Genomic DNA, 14,695 nt, shown 5'->3' on the forward strand with positions numbered 1-14,695 from the left:
GTCCGTCCAGGAGACGGACTGCATGCTGTGCGGGTGCGGGCGCGGCCGGCCGCCCGGAGGAGACTTTCCCCCGGAGTCCGGCGCAGGTCGGCATCGACCGATAGTGTTCAGCATTGTCGAACCGAGGTGGAGGAGTACGGCGCGATGGCCAAGAACATCCAGTCGCTGGAGCGGGCGGCCGCGATGCTGCGTCTGCTGGCGGGCGGCGAGCGGCGGCTCGGGCTGTCCGATATCGCCTCCTCCCTGGGGCTGGCCAAGGGCACCGCCCACGGAATCCTCCGCACCCTCCAGCTGGAGGGGTTCGTCGAGCAGGACGCGGCGTCGGGGCGCTACCAGCTCGGCGCCGAGCTGCTGCGGCTCGGCAACAGCTATCTCGACGTCCACGAGCTGCGGGCCCGCGCCCTGGTCTGGACGGACGACCTGGCCCGCTCCAGCGGCGAGAGCGTCCACCTCGGCGTACTGCACCAGCACGGCGTCCTCATCGTCCACCACGTCTTCCGGCCCGACGACAGCCGCCAGGTGCTGGAGGTCGGGGCGATGCAGCCGCTGCACTCCACGGCGCTGGGCAAGGTGCTGTCCGCCTACGACCCGGTGGCGCACAGCGAGGTCATGGAGGCGGAGCGCCGCTCCTTCACGGGGCGCACGGTCACGGCCGCCGACGAGTTCGAGGCGATGCTGGACCTGATCCGCGCCCAGGGCTGGGCCGCCGACGCCGAGGAGACCTGGGAGGGTGTGGCCGCCGTGTCAGCCCCCGTCCACGACCGGCGCAGGATGCCGGTGGGCGCGGTGGCGGTGACGGGGGCGGTGGAGCGGGTGGCGCCGGGCGGCCTGCTGCGGCCCGAGCTGATCGCGGCCGTACGGGACTGTGCGCGGGCGGTCTCCCGGGACCTGGGCGCCGGGCGCTTCTGATGGCCGGGCGCTCCTGAAGGCCGGGTGCCCCCGAAGGCCGGGCGCTCCTGAGGGCCGGGGCGACCTCCCCCGTAACACCTGGCGCATGTACCCATCCGAGCGCCCGGGTGCGCCTGCGCGCGTCCGGGCGCATCGTGGGGTAACGATCGCGTCGCGCACCGAGTCCTCGGCCACAGAACCCTTGACGCTTCCTTCACTCGAGGGAAACACTGCCGTTCAACGGTCGGCATTGTCGAACGCCTAACGGCAATACGCGTTAGGGTGTGACAGTGCCAAGGGCCGGTCAAGCCCTCACAGGTGGGATGCCCACGCTTTGTGGATACCCGCCTGGGGCGTGAAACACCGAGGGACCGGTGTTCCGCTCCCCCTGGACGAAGGACAAAGGAGTCGCGGGTGTCCAGCTCCGACATTTTCATCGGCGAGACCATCGGTACCGCCGTACTCATCCTGCTCGGCGGCGGTGTCTGTGCCGCCGTCACGCTGAAGCGCTCGAAGGCCCAGAACGCTGGCTGGCTGGCCATCACCTTCGGGTGGGGTTTCGCCGTGCTGACCGGCGCCTACCTGGCCGGCGGCGTCTCGGGCGCCCACCTCAACCCCGCGGTCACCCTCGGCCTCGCCATTCAGGGCGGTACCGCGTGGGGCGACGTGCCCCTCTACCTCGGCTCCCAGCTGCTCGGCGCGATGATCGGCGCCGTCCTGGTCTACGCGGTGTACTACGGGCAGTTCCACGCCCACCTCACCGACCCGGAGATCATCAAGGCGCAGCCGACCGACGAGGCGATGGTCGACCAGACCTCCGCCCCGAAGGCCGGACCGGTGCTCGGGATCTTCTCCACCGGCCCCGAGATCCGCAACGGCGTGCAGAACGTCGTCACCGAGGTCATCGCCACCCTCGTGCTGGTCCTGGCCATCCTGACCCAGGGCCTGAACGACGAGGGCAACGGCCTCGGCACGCTCGGCGCCCTGATCACCGCCCTGGTCGTCGTCGGCATCGGCCTCTCGCTCGGCGGGCCCACGGGTTATGCCATCAACCCGGTCCGCGACCTCGGACCGCGCATCGTGCACGCACTACTGCCGCTGCCGAACAAGGGTGGTTCCGACTGGGGCTACGCGTGGGTACCCATCGTGGGTCCGCTCATCGGCGGCGCCCTCGCCGGTGGGCTCTACAACCTGGCCTTCGCCTAGCCCCCGCGGGTATCAGCGCCGTAACCCCTTTCCCCTTCACAGACTTCCGGAGCACACCGTGACCGACGCACACACCACCGGCACCCACGGCACCGGCCCGTTCATCGCGGCCATCGACCAGGGCACCACCTCCAGCCGCTGCATCGTCTTCGACAAGGACGGCCGGATCGTCTCGGTCGACCAGAAGGAGCACGAGCAGATCTTCCCGAAGCCGGGTTGGGTCGAGCACGACGCGACCGAGATCTGGGAGAACGTGCAGGAGGTCGTCGCCGGGGCCATCGTCAAGGCCGGCATCACCTCCGCCGACGTCAAGGCGATCGGCATCACCAACCAGCGCGAGACCACGCTCCTGTGGGACAAGAACACCGGTGAGCCGGTGCACAACGCGCTGGTCTGGCAGGACACCCGTACCGACGCGCTCTGCAAGGAGCTCGGCCGCAACGTGGGCCAGGACCGCTTCCGCCGCGAGACCGGGCTGCCGCTCGCCTCGTACTTCGCCGGGCCCAAGGTCCGCTGGCTGCTCGACAACGTCGAGGGGCTGCGCGAGCGCGCCGAGGCCGGGGACATCCTCTTCGGCACCATGGACTCCTGGGTCATCTGGAACCTGACCGGCGGCACCGACGGCGGCGTCCACGTCACCGACGTCACCAACGCCTCGCGCACCCTCCTGATGAACCTGCACAAGATGGAGTGGGACGAGAAGATCCTCTCCTCCATCGGCATCCCGGCCGCGGTCCTCCCCGAGATCCGCTCCTCCGCCGAGGTGTACGGCCACGCCAAGGGCGGCATCCTCGACGGCGTGCCCGTCGCCTCCGCGCTGGGTGACCAGCAGGCGGCCCTGTTCGGCCAGACCTGTTTCGCCGAGGGCGAGGCCAAGTCCACGTACGGCACCGGCACCTTCATGCTGATGAACACCGGCTCCACCCCGGTGAACTCGTACAACGGGCTGCTCACCACCGTCGGCTACCAGATCGGCGACAAGCCCCCGGTGTACGCGCTGGAGGGCTCCATCGCGGTCACCGGTTCGCTGGTGCAGTGGATGCGCGACCAGATGGGCCTGATCAAGTCGGCCGCCGAGATCGAGACGCTGGCCTCCTCGGTCGAGGACAACGGCGGCGCCTACTTCGTGCCCGCCTTCTCCGGACTGTTCGCCCCCTACTGGCGTCCCGACGCCCGGGGTGTGATCACCGGTCTCACCCGTTACGTCACCAAGGCGCACATCGCCCGTGCCGTCCTGGAGGCCACCGCCTGGCAGACCCGCGAGATCAGCGACGCCATGACGAAGGACTCCGGCGTCGAGCTGACCGCGCTCAAGGTCGACGGCGGCATGACGTCCAACAACCTGCTGATGCAGACGCTCGCCGACTTCCTGGACGCACCCGTGGTGCGCCCCATGGTCGCCGAGACCACCTGCCTCGGCGCCGCCTACGCCGCCGGCCTGGCCGTCGGCTTCTGGCCGGACACCGACGCGCTGCGCGCCAACTGGCGCCGGGCCGCCGAGTGGACACCCCGCATGGACGCGGACACCCGTGCCCGCGAGTACAAGAGCTGGCTCAAGGCCGTCGAACGGACCATGGGCTGGGTCGAGGACGAAGAAAGCTGACGAGGAGCATTCGACATGACCACCCTGCAGAGCGTTCCCGCCCTCGGAACGCACCCGGCCTCCGGTTCCCTGCCGAGCCGCGCCGAAACCCGGGAGCAGCTGTCCCGGGCGACGTACGACCTCCTGGTCATCGGCGGCGGCATCCTGGGCATCTCCACCGCCTGGCATGCCGCGCAGTCCGGGCTGCGGGTGGCTCTGGTGGACGCCGGTGACTTCGCCGGCGCCACCTCCTCCGCCTCCTCCAAGCTGCTCCACGGCGGTCTGCGCTACCTCCAGACCGGCGCGGTCAAGCTGGTCGCGGAGAACCACTTCGAGCGCCGCGCGGTCTCGCGCGAGGTGGCCCCGCACCTGGCCAACCCGCTCACCTTCTACCTGCCCGTCTACAAGGGCGGCCCGCACGGCGCGGCCAAGCTCGGCGCGGGCGTCTTCGCCTACTCCGCGCTCTCCGCGTTCGGCGACGGCGTCGGCCACGTCATATCCCCGGCCAAGGCCCAGCGCGACGTCCCCGAGCTGCGCACCGACAACCTCAAGGCCGTCGCGGTCTACGGCGACGACCAGATGAACGACGCCCGCATGGCGCTGATGACGGTCCGCGCGGCCGTCGACGCGGGCGCCGTCGTCCTCAACCACGCGGCCGTCACGGGCCTGCGCTTCACCCGGGGCCGGGTCACGGGCGCCGAGCTGAAGGACAGCGTGGACGGTACGGAGTTCGGCGTCACCGCCCGCCTCGTGCTGAACGCGACCGGCCCGTGGGTCGACCACCTGCGGAAGATGGAGGACCCGAACGCGGCGCCTTCCATCCGCCTCTCCAAGGGCGCCCACCTGGTCCTCAAGCGGACCCGTCCGTGGCGGGCCGCGCTGGCCACCCCGATCGACAAGTACCGCATCACGTTCGCGCTGCCGTGGGAGGACATGCTGCTCCTCGGCACGACGGACGAGGAGTACGAGGGCGACCCGGCGGACGTCTCGGTGACCGAGGCCGACACCGCGCAGATCCTCGACGAGGCGGCGTTCTCGATCAAGGACCAGCAGCTCTCGCGCGACCTGATCACCTACTCCTTCGCCGGTCTGCGCGTGCTGCCCGGCGGACCGGGCGACACCTCCAAGGCCAAGCGCGAGACGGTCGTCACGGAGGGCCGCGGCGGGATGCTGTCGGTGGCCGGCGGCAAGTGGACGACCTTCCGCCACATCGGCCGTACGGTGATGAACAAGCTGGCCGCCCTGCCCGGGCACCCGCTGGCGGAGGACATGGAGCCGATGAACATGCTGCCGAGGAAGTTGCCGCTGCCCGGCATCGCCAACCCGAACGCGGTCGCGCACCGGCTGCTCATCGACGGCGGCACGCCCGGCCCGCGCATGGCGCCGGACACCGCCCGGCACCTGGCCACGCACTACGGCTCGCTCGCCTTCGACATCGCGCGCCTGGCCAACGAGAGCCCGGAGCTGGCCGAGCGCGTCCATCCGGACGCCCCGGAGATCTGGGCCCAGGTCGCCTACGCCCGCGACCACGAGTGGGCCGAGACGGCGGACGACGTGCTGCGCCGCCGGACCACCCTGACGATCCGCGGCCTGGCGACGGACGACGTCCGCGACGGCGTCGAGAAGCTGCTGGCCGACCGCGGCTGATCCACCGTGGGCGGCTTGCCCAGGCTTTCCCTGGCCACGGAAGCCGCCCACGGCACGCGCCACACTCCCGCCATCCGCGCGCAACGTGCCGCGAGGAGAGTGGAGGCCATGAGATTTTCGGTGCTTTCCCTCATCGGCCATGACCCGCACCCCCTCACCGGTGAACTCCCCTCCCCCGCCGACCGGTTCGAGGAAGTGATCGCCACCGCGGCGGTGGCGGAGGAGCTCGGCTTCGACTCCTACTCGGTCGGCGAGCGGCACGCCGGGGCGTTCCTCTCCTCCAGCCCGGGCGTGGTGCTCGGCGCGATCGCGGCCCGTACGAGGACGATCCGGCTGCTCACCGGGGTGACCGTCGTGGCGATCCTCGACCCGGTCCGGGTGGCGGAGGACTTCGCGACGCTCGACCAGATATCCGGGGGCCGCGTCGAGCTGGTCGTCGGGAAGGGCGCCGAGGCGGGCCACTTCGACCTCTTCGGGCTCGACGAGGAGCGGCAGTGGGACCTCCAGAGGGAGAAGTACGAGCTGCTGCGCCGGCTCTGGACCGAGGAGGGCGTCGACTGGGAGGGCGAGTTCCGCCCGCCGCTGAAGAACGTGACGACGGTGCCGCGCCCGTACGACGGTCTCCCCCGCATCTGGCACGGCTCGGCGACCAGCCTGAACTCCCCCGAGCTGGCGGCGAAACACGGCGACCCGCTCTTCACCGCCAACGCCATCCAGCCGCGCGAGGCGTACGCGAAGCTCATCGCGCACTACCGGGAGCGGTTCGAGGCGTACGGGCACGATCCGACGGAGGCACGGGTGGCGGCGGGCTCCGGCGGGCTGCTCGTCGCGGACAGCTCGCAGGCGGCGGTCGAGCAGTACAAGGAGCTGTACGAGGCGCGGGTGCGGCAGACCTTCAAGCCGCACCTGGCGGGCAAGGCCGGCTACAACACCCCGTTCCGGACCATCGAGGACGCGATCGCGGGCGGCCCCCAACTGATCGGCTCCCCGCAGCAGATCATCGACAAGATCCTGGGGTGGCACACGGTCTACCGCCACGACCTCCAGTCGATCACCGTGGACGGCTTCGGGCTGAGCCGGCCGGAGCAGTTGGAGACGCTCCAGCGGTTCGCGGAGGAGATCGCCCCGGTGGTGCGGCGGGAGGCGCCTTCGACGCTCTGGCGATGAGGGCGGGAGCGGGCTGATGCACTGTTCGGCCCGCTGATCCACTCCTGCTGGCAAGGTTCACCCGGCCGTGCAAACGGGCTGCGGTCCAAGGGTCCCGAAGCCGTAAGGTTGCTCCGTACGTATGGAGACTTCGGAAGGAGGCCCGGGTGATCGAGCTCGAGTCGGTGCCCGAGCTGGTCGACCCGGTCATGGTGGCCGCGTTCGAAGGCTGGAACGACGCCGGTGACGCCGCCTCCACAGCGGTGAGCCACCTGGACCGGGAGTGGAAGGGCGAGGTGTTCGCGGCGCTGGACGCCGAGGACTACTACGACTTCCAGGTCAACCGGCCCACGGTGTGGCTGGAGAACGGGGTGCGCAAGGTCACCTGGCCGACGACCCGGCTCTCGGTGGTGCGCGTCGGCGGGGAGAAGCCGCGGGACCTCGTCCTGGTGCGCGGGATCGAACCGTCGATGCGCTGGCGCTCGTTCTGCAACGAGATCCTCGGCTTCGCCCATGAGCTGGGCGTCGAAATGGTCGTCATCCTGGGCGCGTTGCTCGGTGACACCCCGCACACCCGGCCGGTGCCGGTGAGCGGGGTCACCTCCGACGCGGACCTGGCGCGGACGATGGACCTGGAGGAGACCCGGTACGAGGGTCCGACGGGGATCGTCGGCATCCTCCAGGAGGCGTGCACGCATGCCGGGGTGCCGGCGGTGAGCCTGTGGGCGGCGGTGCCGCACTACGTGTCGCAGCCGCCGAACCCGAAGGCGACGCTGGCCCTGCTGAACCGTCTTGAGGACCTGATCGGGCTGCGCATCCCGCTGGGCGAGCTGCCCGAGGACGCGCGGGCCTGGCAGGTCGGGGTGGACCAGTTGGCGGCGGAGGACAGCGAGGTCGCGGAGTACGTCCAGACGCTGGAGGAGGCGCGGGACACCGCGGAGCTGCCCGAGGCGTCCGGCGAGGCCATCGCCCGGGAGTTCGAGCGGTATCTGCGGCGCCGGGACGGCGGTCCCGGGCCGGGTCCGGGCGGCCACGCTACGGAGAGCGGGGACTCGGCGGCGTATCTGCGGGACCCGTCGAGCGGCCGCACCCGGCCGGCGAAGCCGCCGCGGCCGGAGGCGGGGCCGGGTCAAGGGCAGCCCGGTCAGGGGCAGCCGGGCCAGGGCCAGCCAGGCCCCGGTCCCGCGAAGAAGCCCGAGGACAAGGGGGACAAGGGGCCTGACGAGGCATCCGGGGAGAGTCCCGACGAGGAGTGACCACAAGAGCCGGCCCCGGACTTCTCCGCGAAGTCCGGGGCCGGCTCTTGTGGTGCGGTCCGCCGCTCCTCTAGAGCGCGACCCCCAGCAGGGCGTCGACGGTACGGGAGACGAGGCCGGGTGCCCCCTCGTCCGTACCGCCCTCCGCGCTCTGGAGCTCGGCCCAGCGGTCCACGGCCGCCAGCGCCGTCGGCGTGTCCAGGTCGTCGGCGAGGGCCTCGCGGACCTCCTCGACCAGTGCGTCGGCCGGCCGCCCGTCGGGGCGGGAGACCGCGGCGCGCCAGCGGGCGAGGCGCTCGACGGCGTCGGCGAGGACCTGGTCGGTCCACTCCCAGTCGGCGCGGTAGTGGTGGGAGAGCAGGGCGAGCCGGAGCGCCGCCGGGTCCACGCCCTCGCGGCGCAGGGTGGAGACGAAGACGAGGTTGCCCTTGGACTTGGACATCTTCTCGCCGTCGAGGCCGACCATGCCGGCGTGGACGTACGCCTTGGCGAACGGGTGCTCGCCGGTCAGCGCCTGGGCGTGCGAGGCGCCCATCTCGTGGTGCGGGAAGACGAGGTCGGAGCCGCCGCCCTGGACGTCGAAGCCCATGCCGAGGTGGTCCAGCGCGATGGCCACACACTCGATGTGCCAGCCCGGGCGGCCTTCGCCCAGGGAGGCCCCGTCCCAGCTCGGCTCGCCCGGGCGGGCGGCCGTCCAGAGCATCGGGTCCAGGGGGTTCTTCTTGCCGGGGCGATCGGGGTCGCCGCCGCGCTCGGCGGAGAGCAGGCGCATGGCCGCCGCGTCGAGGCCGGAGACCTCGCCGAAGTGCGGGTCGGCGTCGACGGAGAAGTAGACGTCGCCTTCGAGGTCGTAGGCGGCGCCCGCCTCCCGCAGCCGCTCGACGAGCGGCACGATGCCCGGTATGGCCTCGACCGCTCCGATGTAGTGCTGCGGGGGCAGCATCCGCAGGGCGGTCATGTCCTCGCGGAAGAGTGCCGTCTCGCGCTCCGCGAGCTCGGTCCAGTCCTGACCGTCGCGTGCGGCCCGCTCCAGGAGCGGGTCGTCCACGTCGGTCACGTTCTGGACGTAGTGAACCTGCCGCTTGGTGTCGAGCCACACGCGCTGAACGAGGTCGAACGCGTTGTAGGTCGCCGCATGACCCATATGGGTCGCGTCGTACGGCGTGATGCCGCAGACGTAGATGCGGGCGACGGGACCGGGGTCAAGGGTGATCCGTCCGCCGGTCGCGGTGTCGTGGATCCGAAGGTCGCGGCCCTTGCCAGGCAGGGCGGGGACCTCAGAAGCGGGCCAGGCATGCATGTCATGAGCGTAACCGGACGATGCTTCCGGATACGAACCGGATCCGTATTCCTGTCCGAAGAGACACTCTTGCGGTAAACCTTCGAAAGGCTGTACGGCCAGGGCGTTCGCCCATGCCCGCCGGGCCCGCTACACGGGCGGCCAGGGGATCGGCGGCCACTGCCCGCTCGGCTTCGGGTGCACACGGCTGTCGAGCAGCCCCGCCACCCGCTCCCGCAGTGCCTCCAGTTCGGCCGCCGTGATGAGTTGCGCCATCCGGGTGGCCAGAGGCTCCCCCGCCGCCAGCTCGTCGGCGAGCAGCCCGAGCACCCGCAGCGCCTCCTCGGTGAGCGGCTCGCCGGCCCAGCCCCACAGGAGGGTGCGCAGCTTGTCGTCCGCGTTGAAGGTGACCCCGTGGTCGATGCCGTACAGGAGCGCGCCGGGGGCGGGCAGCAGATGGCCGCCCTTGCGGTCACCGTTGTTGATCACCGCGTCCAGCACCGCGAGCCGGCGCAGCCGGGGGTCGTCCGCGTGCACCAGCAGCGCGGTCCTCCCCCCTCCGACGTCCGCGAAGCCCACGGCCTTCCAGCCCTCGCCCGGCTCGTCGTCCTCGACGAGGGCCAGCAGTTCCGGCGGGTCCTCGGCGGGCGCGTCGATCCAGAGCTGGCACATGCCCTGCCCGTACGGCCCGTCCCGCAGCACCGTGGGCGGCACGAGGTCCCACCCGGTCGCCCGGGAGATCTCGTACGCGGCCACCTCCCGCTGCGCGAGCGTGCCGTCGGGGAAGTCCCACAGCGGCTGCTCGCCCGCGACCGGCTTGTAGGCGCAGGTGCGCTCCTCGCCCTCGTACGCGACGGTGCAGTGCAGCACCGCGTTGGACGCCCCGCCGACCTGCCCGAGCACGGTGAGGGTGCCCTCGGTGAGCAGGGTGAGCAGCTCGGTGTCCGTCAGGCTCCGCGACGGTATCCGTTCTGGCGCGGGCATACGTGTCCTTCCGGATCGAGCGGCAGGCTGCACAGCGGGCACGGCGGGCGGCCGGCGTTGACGACGTCCAGGGCGCGCTTGGCGAACGCGCGGGCCTGGGCGCCGCTGAGCCGGACGCGGAGCATCGGCGGGCCGTTCTCCTCGTCCTGGAGGAGCTTCTCCTCGGCCTCCGCGAGGTCGTCCTCGGAGTCCGCGTCGAGCTCGACGAGGGCCTGCGCCTCGACGATCATGCGCTGTTCGTCGCCGTCCCAGGCCAGGGCCATGGTGCCGACGCGGAACTCCTCCTCGACGGGGACGTCGAGGGGGGCGGTGTCGGTGACGTCGGTGGGAGCCACGGCGGGCACCGGCGAGTTGCCACCGGTACGCCGGACGACCTCGTCGAGCAGTTCGTCGATCCGCTCGGCCAGGGCGGCCACCTGGGTCTTCTCCAGGGCGACGCTGGTGACCCGGCCCTTGGAGGAGGCCTGGAGGAAAAACGTACGGCGGCCAGGCAACCCGACCGTACCGGCCACGAATCGGTCCGGTGGGTCGTAGAGGAACACCTGACGGGACACGTCCTGTCTCCCTTGAGAATCGATGGGGTGGATAGCGGCGCTACGGCGCGTCCACCCTACTGCCCACGGAGATCACGGCGCGCCCCCGCCGCCCCCGACCGCCGCGTCCGACGTGCCGTCACTCGCGCCGGACGGCACGGCGTCCGCCCCGACGGGCTGTTCGCGCGGTGCCAGCGGGGTCAGGTCTCCGGTGTCGCCGACCCGCAGGAGGAAGGGGCGCAGCCGCGTGTAGCGGATCGCGGTGACCGAGCAGGGGTCCACGTGGATGCGCTGGAAGAGGTCCAGGTGCATGCCGAGGGCGTCGCCGACGAGGGACTTGATGATGTCGCCGTGCGAGCACATGACGTACGTGGCGTCCTCGCCGTGCTCCGCCTGGACCCGGTCGTTCCAGTCGCGTACGGCGTCGACGGCGCGGGCCTGCATGGCGCGCATCGACTCGCCGCCGGGGAAGGCGGCGGCGGAGGGGTGCTGCTGGACGACGGACATCAGCGGTTCGTCGGAGAGCTCGGCGAGCTTGCGGCCCGACCAGTCGCCGTAGTCGCACTCGCTGATGCGCTCCTCGGTGTGCACGGGCAGCCCGGGCCGGGCGTCGATGAGCGGCTGGAGCGTCTGGCGGCAGCGCTCCAGGGGGCTGGTGACGGCGGCGGCGAGGGTGAGGGCGGCCAGCCGTGCCGGCAGCGCGGCGGCCTGTTCGGTGCCGCGCTCGTCGAGGAGGACCCCGGGGGTGCGTCCCGCGAGCACTCCGGCGGTGTTGGCGGTGGAGCGTCCGTGGCGTACGAGGATCAGCGTGGGCATACCCGTCAGCCTAGATGTCCCGCGGTCCCGGGTGCGAGGACGGCCGTCGCGGGGAAGGAGGGGGCGGTGAGCGGACCCTCGCCCACCTTGTACGTTGTGGTCCTTAACCTCCCGAGGATGCCGAAAAATGATCGTGGACTGTGCCATCTACCAGGACGGCCGCCGGACCGATGGGCCCGCCGACTTCTCCGACGCCCTCGACGAGGCGCGGAAGTCCGGCGACGCCTTCCTCTGGATCGGTCTGCACGAGCCGACCGAGCGGGAGTTCGACCTGGTACGCCACGAGTTCGGGCTGCACCCGCTCGCGATCGAGGACGCGCTGCGCGCGCACCAGCGGCCCAAGCTGGAGGTGTACGACGACTCCCTGTTCGCGGTGCTGAAGCCGGTCGTCTACGAGTCGAGCAGCGACACGGTGAGCGCCGACGAGCTGATGGTCTTCATCGGGGACTCGTTCGTGGTGACGGTCCGGCACGGCGACAGCGCCCCGCTGGCGGATGTACGCAGCCGTCTGGAGGCGGACCCGCAGATACTGGCGCACGGACCGACCGCGGTGCTCTACGCGATCAGCGACGCGGTGGTGGACCACTACATCGACGTGGCCGGTGAGCTCCAGGTGGACCTGGAGGAGCTGGAGACCGAGGTCTTCGCCCCGAGCGGGAGCGGCGACTCCTCGAACACGGCGGCGAGCATCTACACGTTCAAGCGGCAGGTCCTGGAGTTCCGCCGGGCCACCGGGCCGCTGACGGCGCCGATGACCCGGCTCGCGGGGGCCGGGGTGCCGTTCGTCCACCAGGAGGCGCAGCCCTTCTTCCGTGACGTCGCCGACCACCTGACGCGGGTCAACGAGCAGGTGGAGGGGCTGGACCGGCTGCTGTCGGACATCCTCTCGGCCCATCTGGCGCAGATGGGGGTGCGGCAGAACGACGACATGCGCAAGATCTCGGCGTGGGCGGCCATGGCCGCCGTCCCGACGATGGTGGCGGGCATCTACGGCATGAACTTCGACCACATGCCGGAGCTGCACTGGGGATGGACGTACCCGGCCGTGATCCTGTTCATGACCCTGGCGGTGGTCGGCCTGCACCGGCAGTTCAAGCGGCGGGGATGGCTGTGAGGGTCACACACGACTTGTGAGGTCACGCGTTGCCCTGAGGGGTCACGCATTGCCCTGGGAGTCACGCGTGACCGTGCAGGGTCACGCGTACTCGGGTTCCGGTACGGCCCGGCCGCCGAGCGCATCGCGCCGCTCGGGCATCTGAAGGCTGACCATGCGCCGCCAGCCGATCAGGCGCTCGTACGCGTACACCGCGTGGATTCCGGCCGCCAGCGCCACGGCCTTGACGCGCGGCCAGCCCAGCAGCCGGCCCATGTGGTCCATCACGGCGAGGCTGACGTCGCGGTAGACGCGGATCTCCGCCAGGGCGCACTCCCTCATGATGCGCTGGATGGTGCGGCCGTGGCCCTCCCGGGCGAGCCGCAGCAGCTCCTCGTGGCAGTACGCGAGGTGGTTGTCCTCGTCGTCGGAGATCATCCGCACCGCGCGCCCGAGGTCGGGGTGGTCGGCGAAGTACCGTCGCAGCAGCCGCATCTGCTCGGAGGCGCGCTGCTCGGTGATCCGGCTGTGGGCCAGATAGGTGATGATGTCGCGCTCGGTGAGCCGCTCCTCGCCGCGCAGCCGGGAGTGGGCGAGGCCGATGCCCTGCTGCTCCAGGAGCATCGTGTAGTCGGTCTCCGGGGGGACGTCGGCCGGTCGCAGCCCGCGCTTCTTCAGGAGGGCGTTGAAGATCCGGCCGTGCTTGTCCTCGTCGGCGCCGTGCCGGACGATCCTGGGCGCCAGGGCGCGGCGGCTCTCGGGGACCAGGGCGGCGATCCGGGCGTTCTCCCAGCCGCCCTGGGACTCCCCGCTGGCGGCGATGGAGCAGAAGAGCCGGTAGGCCTCGTCGTCGTCCAGGATCTCCTGGAACAGGCTTCGGGCTGAGAGCATGCGGGCCACCTCCGTACCGGTCCCCGCGGAGCAGGCGCCGCGGGGCAGTAGTGCGCAGAGCAGCAGTCAAATGCGCCGGGGAGCGGTCGGCAACCGGAGCAACGGCGGCGAGGGTACGGGGCCGGGCCGCGCGGCCCGGCGTAACCCCGGGGCGTACGGCGCGTTGTTCCGGGTGACGGCCGTGGCGGGGAAGACCCCCGAGCCCCCACCACGGCCGTAGTGCTGCCCCCCCCGAAGCTCCCGAAGCCCCTGAAGGCGTTACGCGAGGCTTACGCGAGTCCGGAACGCTCCAGGGCGTCCGTGCCGGCGCGAAGGGCGGTGAGCCGCTCCTCCAGGGTGAACCCGGCGGGGGCGAGGTTGAGCGTGGTGACCCCGGCGGCCGCGTACGCCTGCATCCGATCGGCGATGCGCTCGATGGGCCCGAGCAGCGTCGTCTGGTCGATCAGCTGGTGCGGTACGGCGGCGGCGGCCCCGGCCTTGTCCCCGTCCAGGTACTTGTCCTGGATCTCGGCGGCCTCCTTCTCGTACCCCATGCGCTGCGCGAGCTGGTTGTAGAAGTTCTGCTTCCGGCTGCCCATGCCGCCGACGTACAGGGCGGTGTAGGGGCGGAACATGTCGGCGAGGCCCTTGACGTCGTCACCGATGGCGAGCGGCAGCGTCGGGGAGACGTCGAAGCCGTCCATGGTCTTCCCGGCCTTCTCCCGGCCCGCGCGCAGATAGGTGAGCGCGGTCTCCTCCAGGTGCTCGGCGGAGGGGAAGATCAGCAGGGCGCCGTCGGCGATCTCGCCGGTCTGCTCCAGGTTCTTCGGACCGATCGCGGCGATGTAGAGCGGGATGTGTTCGCGCTCCGGGTGGACGGTGAGCTTGATCGGCTTGCCGGGGCCGCCGGGCAGCGGCAGCGTCCAGTGCTGTCCCTCGTACGAGAGGCGCTCACGGGTCATCGCCTTGCGGACGATCTCGACGTACTCGCGGGTGCGGGCCAGCGGCTTGTCGAACTTGACGCCGTACCAGCCCTCGGAGACCTGCGGGCCCGAGACGCCGAGGCCGAGCCGGAAGCGGCCGCCGGAGAGCGAGTCCAGGGTGGCGGCGGTCATCGCGGTCATGGCGGGCTGGCGGGCCGGGATCTGCATGATCGCGGAGCCGACGTCGATGGATTCGGTCTGGGCCGCGACCCAGGTCAGCACGGTCGGTGCGTCCGAGCCGTAGGCCTCGGCCGCCCAGCAGACGTCGTAGCCGAGGCGGTCGGCCTCCTGCGCGACGGCGAGGTTGTCGCCGTCCATGCCCGCGCCCCAGTAGCCGAGATTGATGCCGAGCCGCATAGCCGCTCCCCTTACTGATCAGTAACGTCCCTTCCTCGCGACTCTAGCGCGGGTG

At 71.4% G+C, this 14,695-nt stretch carries 13 protein-coding genes; 7 read left to right on the forward strand and 6 right to left on the reverse strand.

Annotation, left to right across the window (positions count from 1 at the left end; all coding sequences use genetic code 11):
* Nucleotides 1–144: 144 nt before the first annotated feature.
* The 6 genes from ACFWRT_RS30785 (at nt 145) to ACFWRT_RS30810 (ending at nt 7,725) form a co-directional block, all read left to right on the forward strand.
* Nucleotides 145–909 (forward strand): IclR family transcriptional regulator, encoded by a 765-nt coding sequence (locus tag ACFWRT_RS30785; protein ID WP_380955867.1) that lies wholly within the window; start codon nt 145–147, stop codon nt 907–909.
* Between the two features lie 393 nt (nt 910–1,302).
* Nucleotides 1,303–2,094 (forward strand): MIP/aquaporin family protein, encoded by a 792-nt coding sequence (locus ACFWRT_RS30790; RefSeq protein WP_380955869.1) that lies wholly within the window; start codon nt 1,303–1,305, stop codon nt 2,092–2,094.
* A 58-nt stretch (nt 2,095–2,152) separates the two neighbouring features.
* Entirely contained in the window at nt 2,153–3,697 is a 1,545-nt protein-coding gene (gene glpK / locus ACFWRT_RS30795) for a glycerol kinase GlpK (protein ID WP_380955871.1), read from the forward strand.
* Between the two features lie 15 nt (nt 3,698–3,712).
* Nucleotides 3,713–5,323: a glycerol-3-phosphate dehydrogenase/oxidase gene (locus ACFWRT_RS30800; protein ID WP_380955872.1), complete on the forward strand. Its 1,611-nt coding sequence runs from the start codon at nt 3,713–3,715 to the stop codon at nt 5,321–5,323.
* 108 nt (nt 5,324–5,431) lie between these two features.
* Nucleotides 5,432–6,490: an LLM class flavin-dependent oxidoreductase gene (locus tag ACFWRT_RS30805; protein WP_380955874.1), complete on the forward strand. Its 1,059-nt coding sequence runs from the start codon at nt 5,432–5,434 to the stop codon at nt 6,488–6,490.
* 146 nt (nt 6,491–6,636) lie between these two features.
* On the forward strand, nt 6,637–7,725 hold the full coding sequence (locus ACFWRT_RS30810) for a PAC2 family protein (protein WP_380955876.1): 1,089 nt from the start codon (nt 6,637–6,639) through the stop codon (nt 7,723–7,725).
* Between the two features lie 70 nt (nt 7,726–7,795).
* On the opposite strand, the gene mshC is transcribed toward ACFWRT_RS30810, so the two are convergent.
* From mshC to ACFWRT_RS30830, 4 genes are all read right to left on the reverse strand, one after another.
* A complete protein-coding gene (gene mshC, locus ACFWRT_RS30815) occupies nt 7,796–9,025 on the reverse strand; it encodes a cysteine--1-D-myo-inosityl 2-amino-2-deoxy-alpha-D-glucopyranoside ligase (RefSeq protein WP_380955820.1) in 1,230 nt (409 codons plus the stop codon).
* Nucleotides 9,026–9,154: 129 nt separating this feature from the next.
* On the reverse strand, nt 9,155–9,988 hold the full coding sequence (locus ACFWRT_RS30820; RefSeq protein WP_380955819.1) for an SCO1664 family protein: 834 nt from the start codon (nt 9,986–9,988) through the stop codon (nt 9,155–9,157).
* The gene (locus ACFWRT_RS30825; protein ID WP_018515374.1) at nt 9,952–10,542 is read right to left on the reverse strand and encodes a DUF3090 domain-containing protein; all 591 of its coding nucleotides are present in this window, start codon (nt 10,540–10,542) and stop codon (nt 9,952–9,954) included. Before ACFWRT_RS30825 ends, ACFWRT_RS30820 begins: the two co-directional genes overlap by 37 nt.
* Before the next feature lie 72 nt (nt 10,543–10,614).
* Complete coding sequence (locus tag ACFWRT_RS30830; protein WP_380955818.1) at nt 10,615–11,337, reverse strand: histidine phosphatase family protein; 723 nt, start codon at nt 11,335–11,337, stop codon at nt 10,615–10,617.
* 127 nt (nt 11,338–11,464) lie between these two features.
* On the opposite strand from ACFWRT_RS30830, the gene corA reads away from it, so the two are divergent.
* On the forward strand, nt 11,465–12,451 hold the full coding sequence (gene corA / locus ACFWRT_RS30835) for a magnesium/cobalt transporter CorA (RefSeq protein ID WP_380955817.1): 987 nt from the start codon (nt 11,465–11,467) through the stop codon (nt 12,449–12,451).
* Between the two features lie 81 nt (nt 12,452–12,532).
* Here the strand turns inward: corA and ACFWRT_RS30840 are convergent, their stop codons facing one another.
* On the reverse strand, nt 12,533–13,321 hold the full coding sequence (locus ACFWRT_RS30840; RefSeq protein ID WP_380955816.1) for a ferritin-like domain-containing protein: 789 nt from the start codon (nt 13,319–13,321) through the stop codon (nt 12,533–12,535).
* Between the two features lie 269 nt (nt 13,322–13,590).
* Nucleotides 13,591–14,640 carry an LLM class F420-dependent oxidoreductase gene (locus ACFWRT_RS30845; protein WP_380955814.1) on the reverse strand — a complete coding sequence of 350 codons (1,050 nt, stop codon included), beginning with the start codon at nt 14,638–14,640 and terminating at the stop codon, nt 13,591–13,593.
* Nucleotides 14,641–14,695: the final 55 nt, after the last annotated feature.

Source organism: Streptomyces cyaneofuscatus (assembly GCF_042718795.1).
Taxonomy (GTDB): domain Bacteria; phylum Actinomycetota; class Actinomycetes; order Streptomycetales; family Streptomycetaceae; genus Streptomyces; species Streptomyces cyaneofuscatus_A.

Bases quoted from the DNA above. Each gene is read 5' to 3' on its own strand.
- ACFWRT_RS30785 (WP_380955867.1), top strand. From the start codon at position 145: ATGGCCAAGAACATCCAGTCGCTGGAGCGGGCGGCCGCGATGCTGCGT.
- ACFWRT_RS30800 (WP_380955872.1), top strand. From the start codon at position 3,713: ATGACCACCCTGCAGAGCGTTCCCGCCCTCGGAACGCACCCGGCCTCC.
- ACFWRT_RS30805 (WP_380955874.1), top strand. From the start codon at position 5,432: ATGAGATTTTCGGTGCTTTCCCTCATCGGCCATGACCCGCACCCCCTC.
- mshC (WP_380955820.1), bottom strand. From the start codon at position 9,025: ATGCATGCCTGGCCCGCTTCTGAGGTCCCCGCCCTGCCTGGCAAGGGC.
- ACFWRT_RS30820 (WP_380955819.1), bottom strand. From the start codon at position 9,988: ATGCCCGCGCCAGAACGGATACCGTCGCGGAGCCTGACGGACACCGAG.
- ACFWRT_RS30830 (WP_380955818.1), bottom strand. From the start codon at position 11,337: ATGCCCACGCTGATCCTCGTACGCCACGGACGCTCCACCGCCAACACC.
- corA (WP_380955817.1), top strand. From the start codon at position 11,465: ATGATCGTGGACTGTGCCATCTACCAGGACGGCCGCCGGACCGATGGG.
- ACFWRT_RS30840 (WP_380955816.1), bottom strand. From the start codon at position 13,321: ATGCTCTCAGCCCGAAGCCTGTTCCAGGAGATCCTGGACGACGACGAG.
- ACFWRT_RS30845 (WP_380955814.1), bottom strand. From the start codon at position 14,640: ATGCGGCTCGGCATCAATCTCGGCTACTGGGGCGCGGGCATGGACGGC.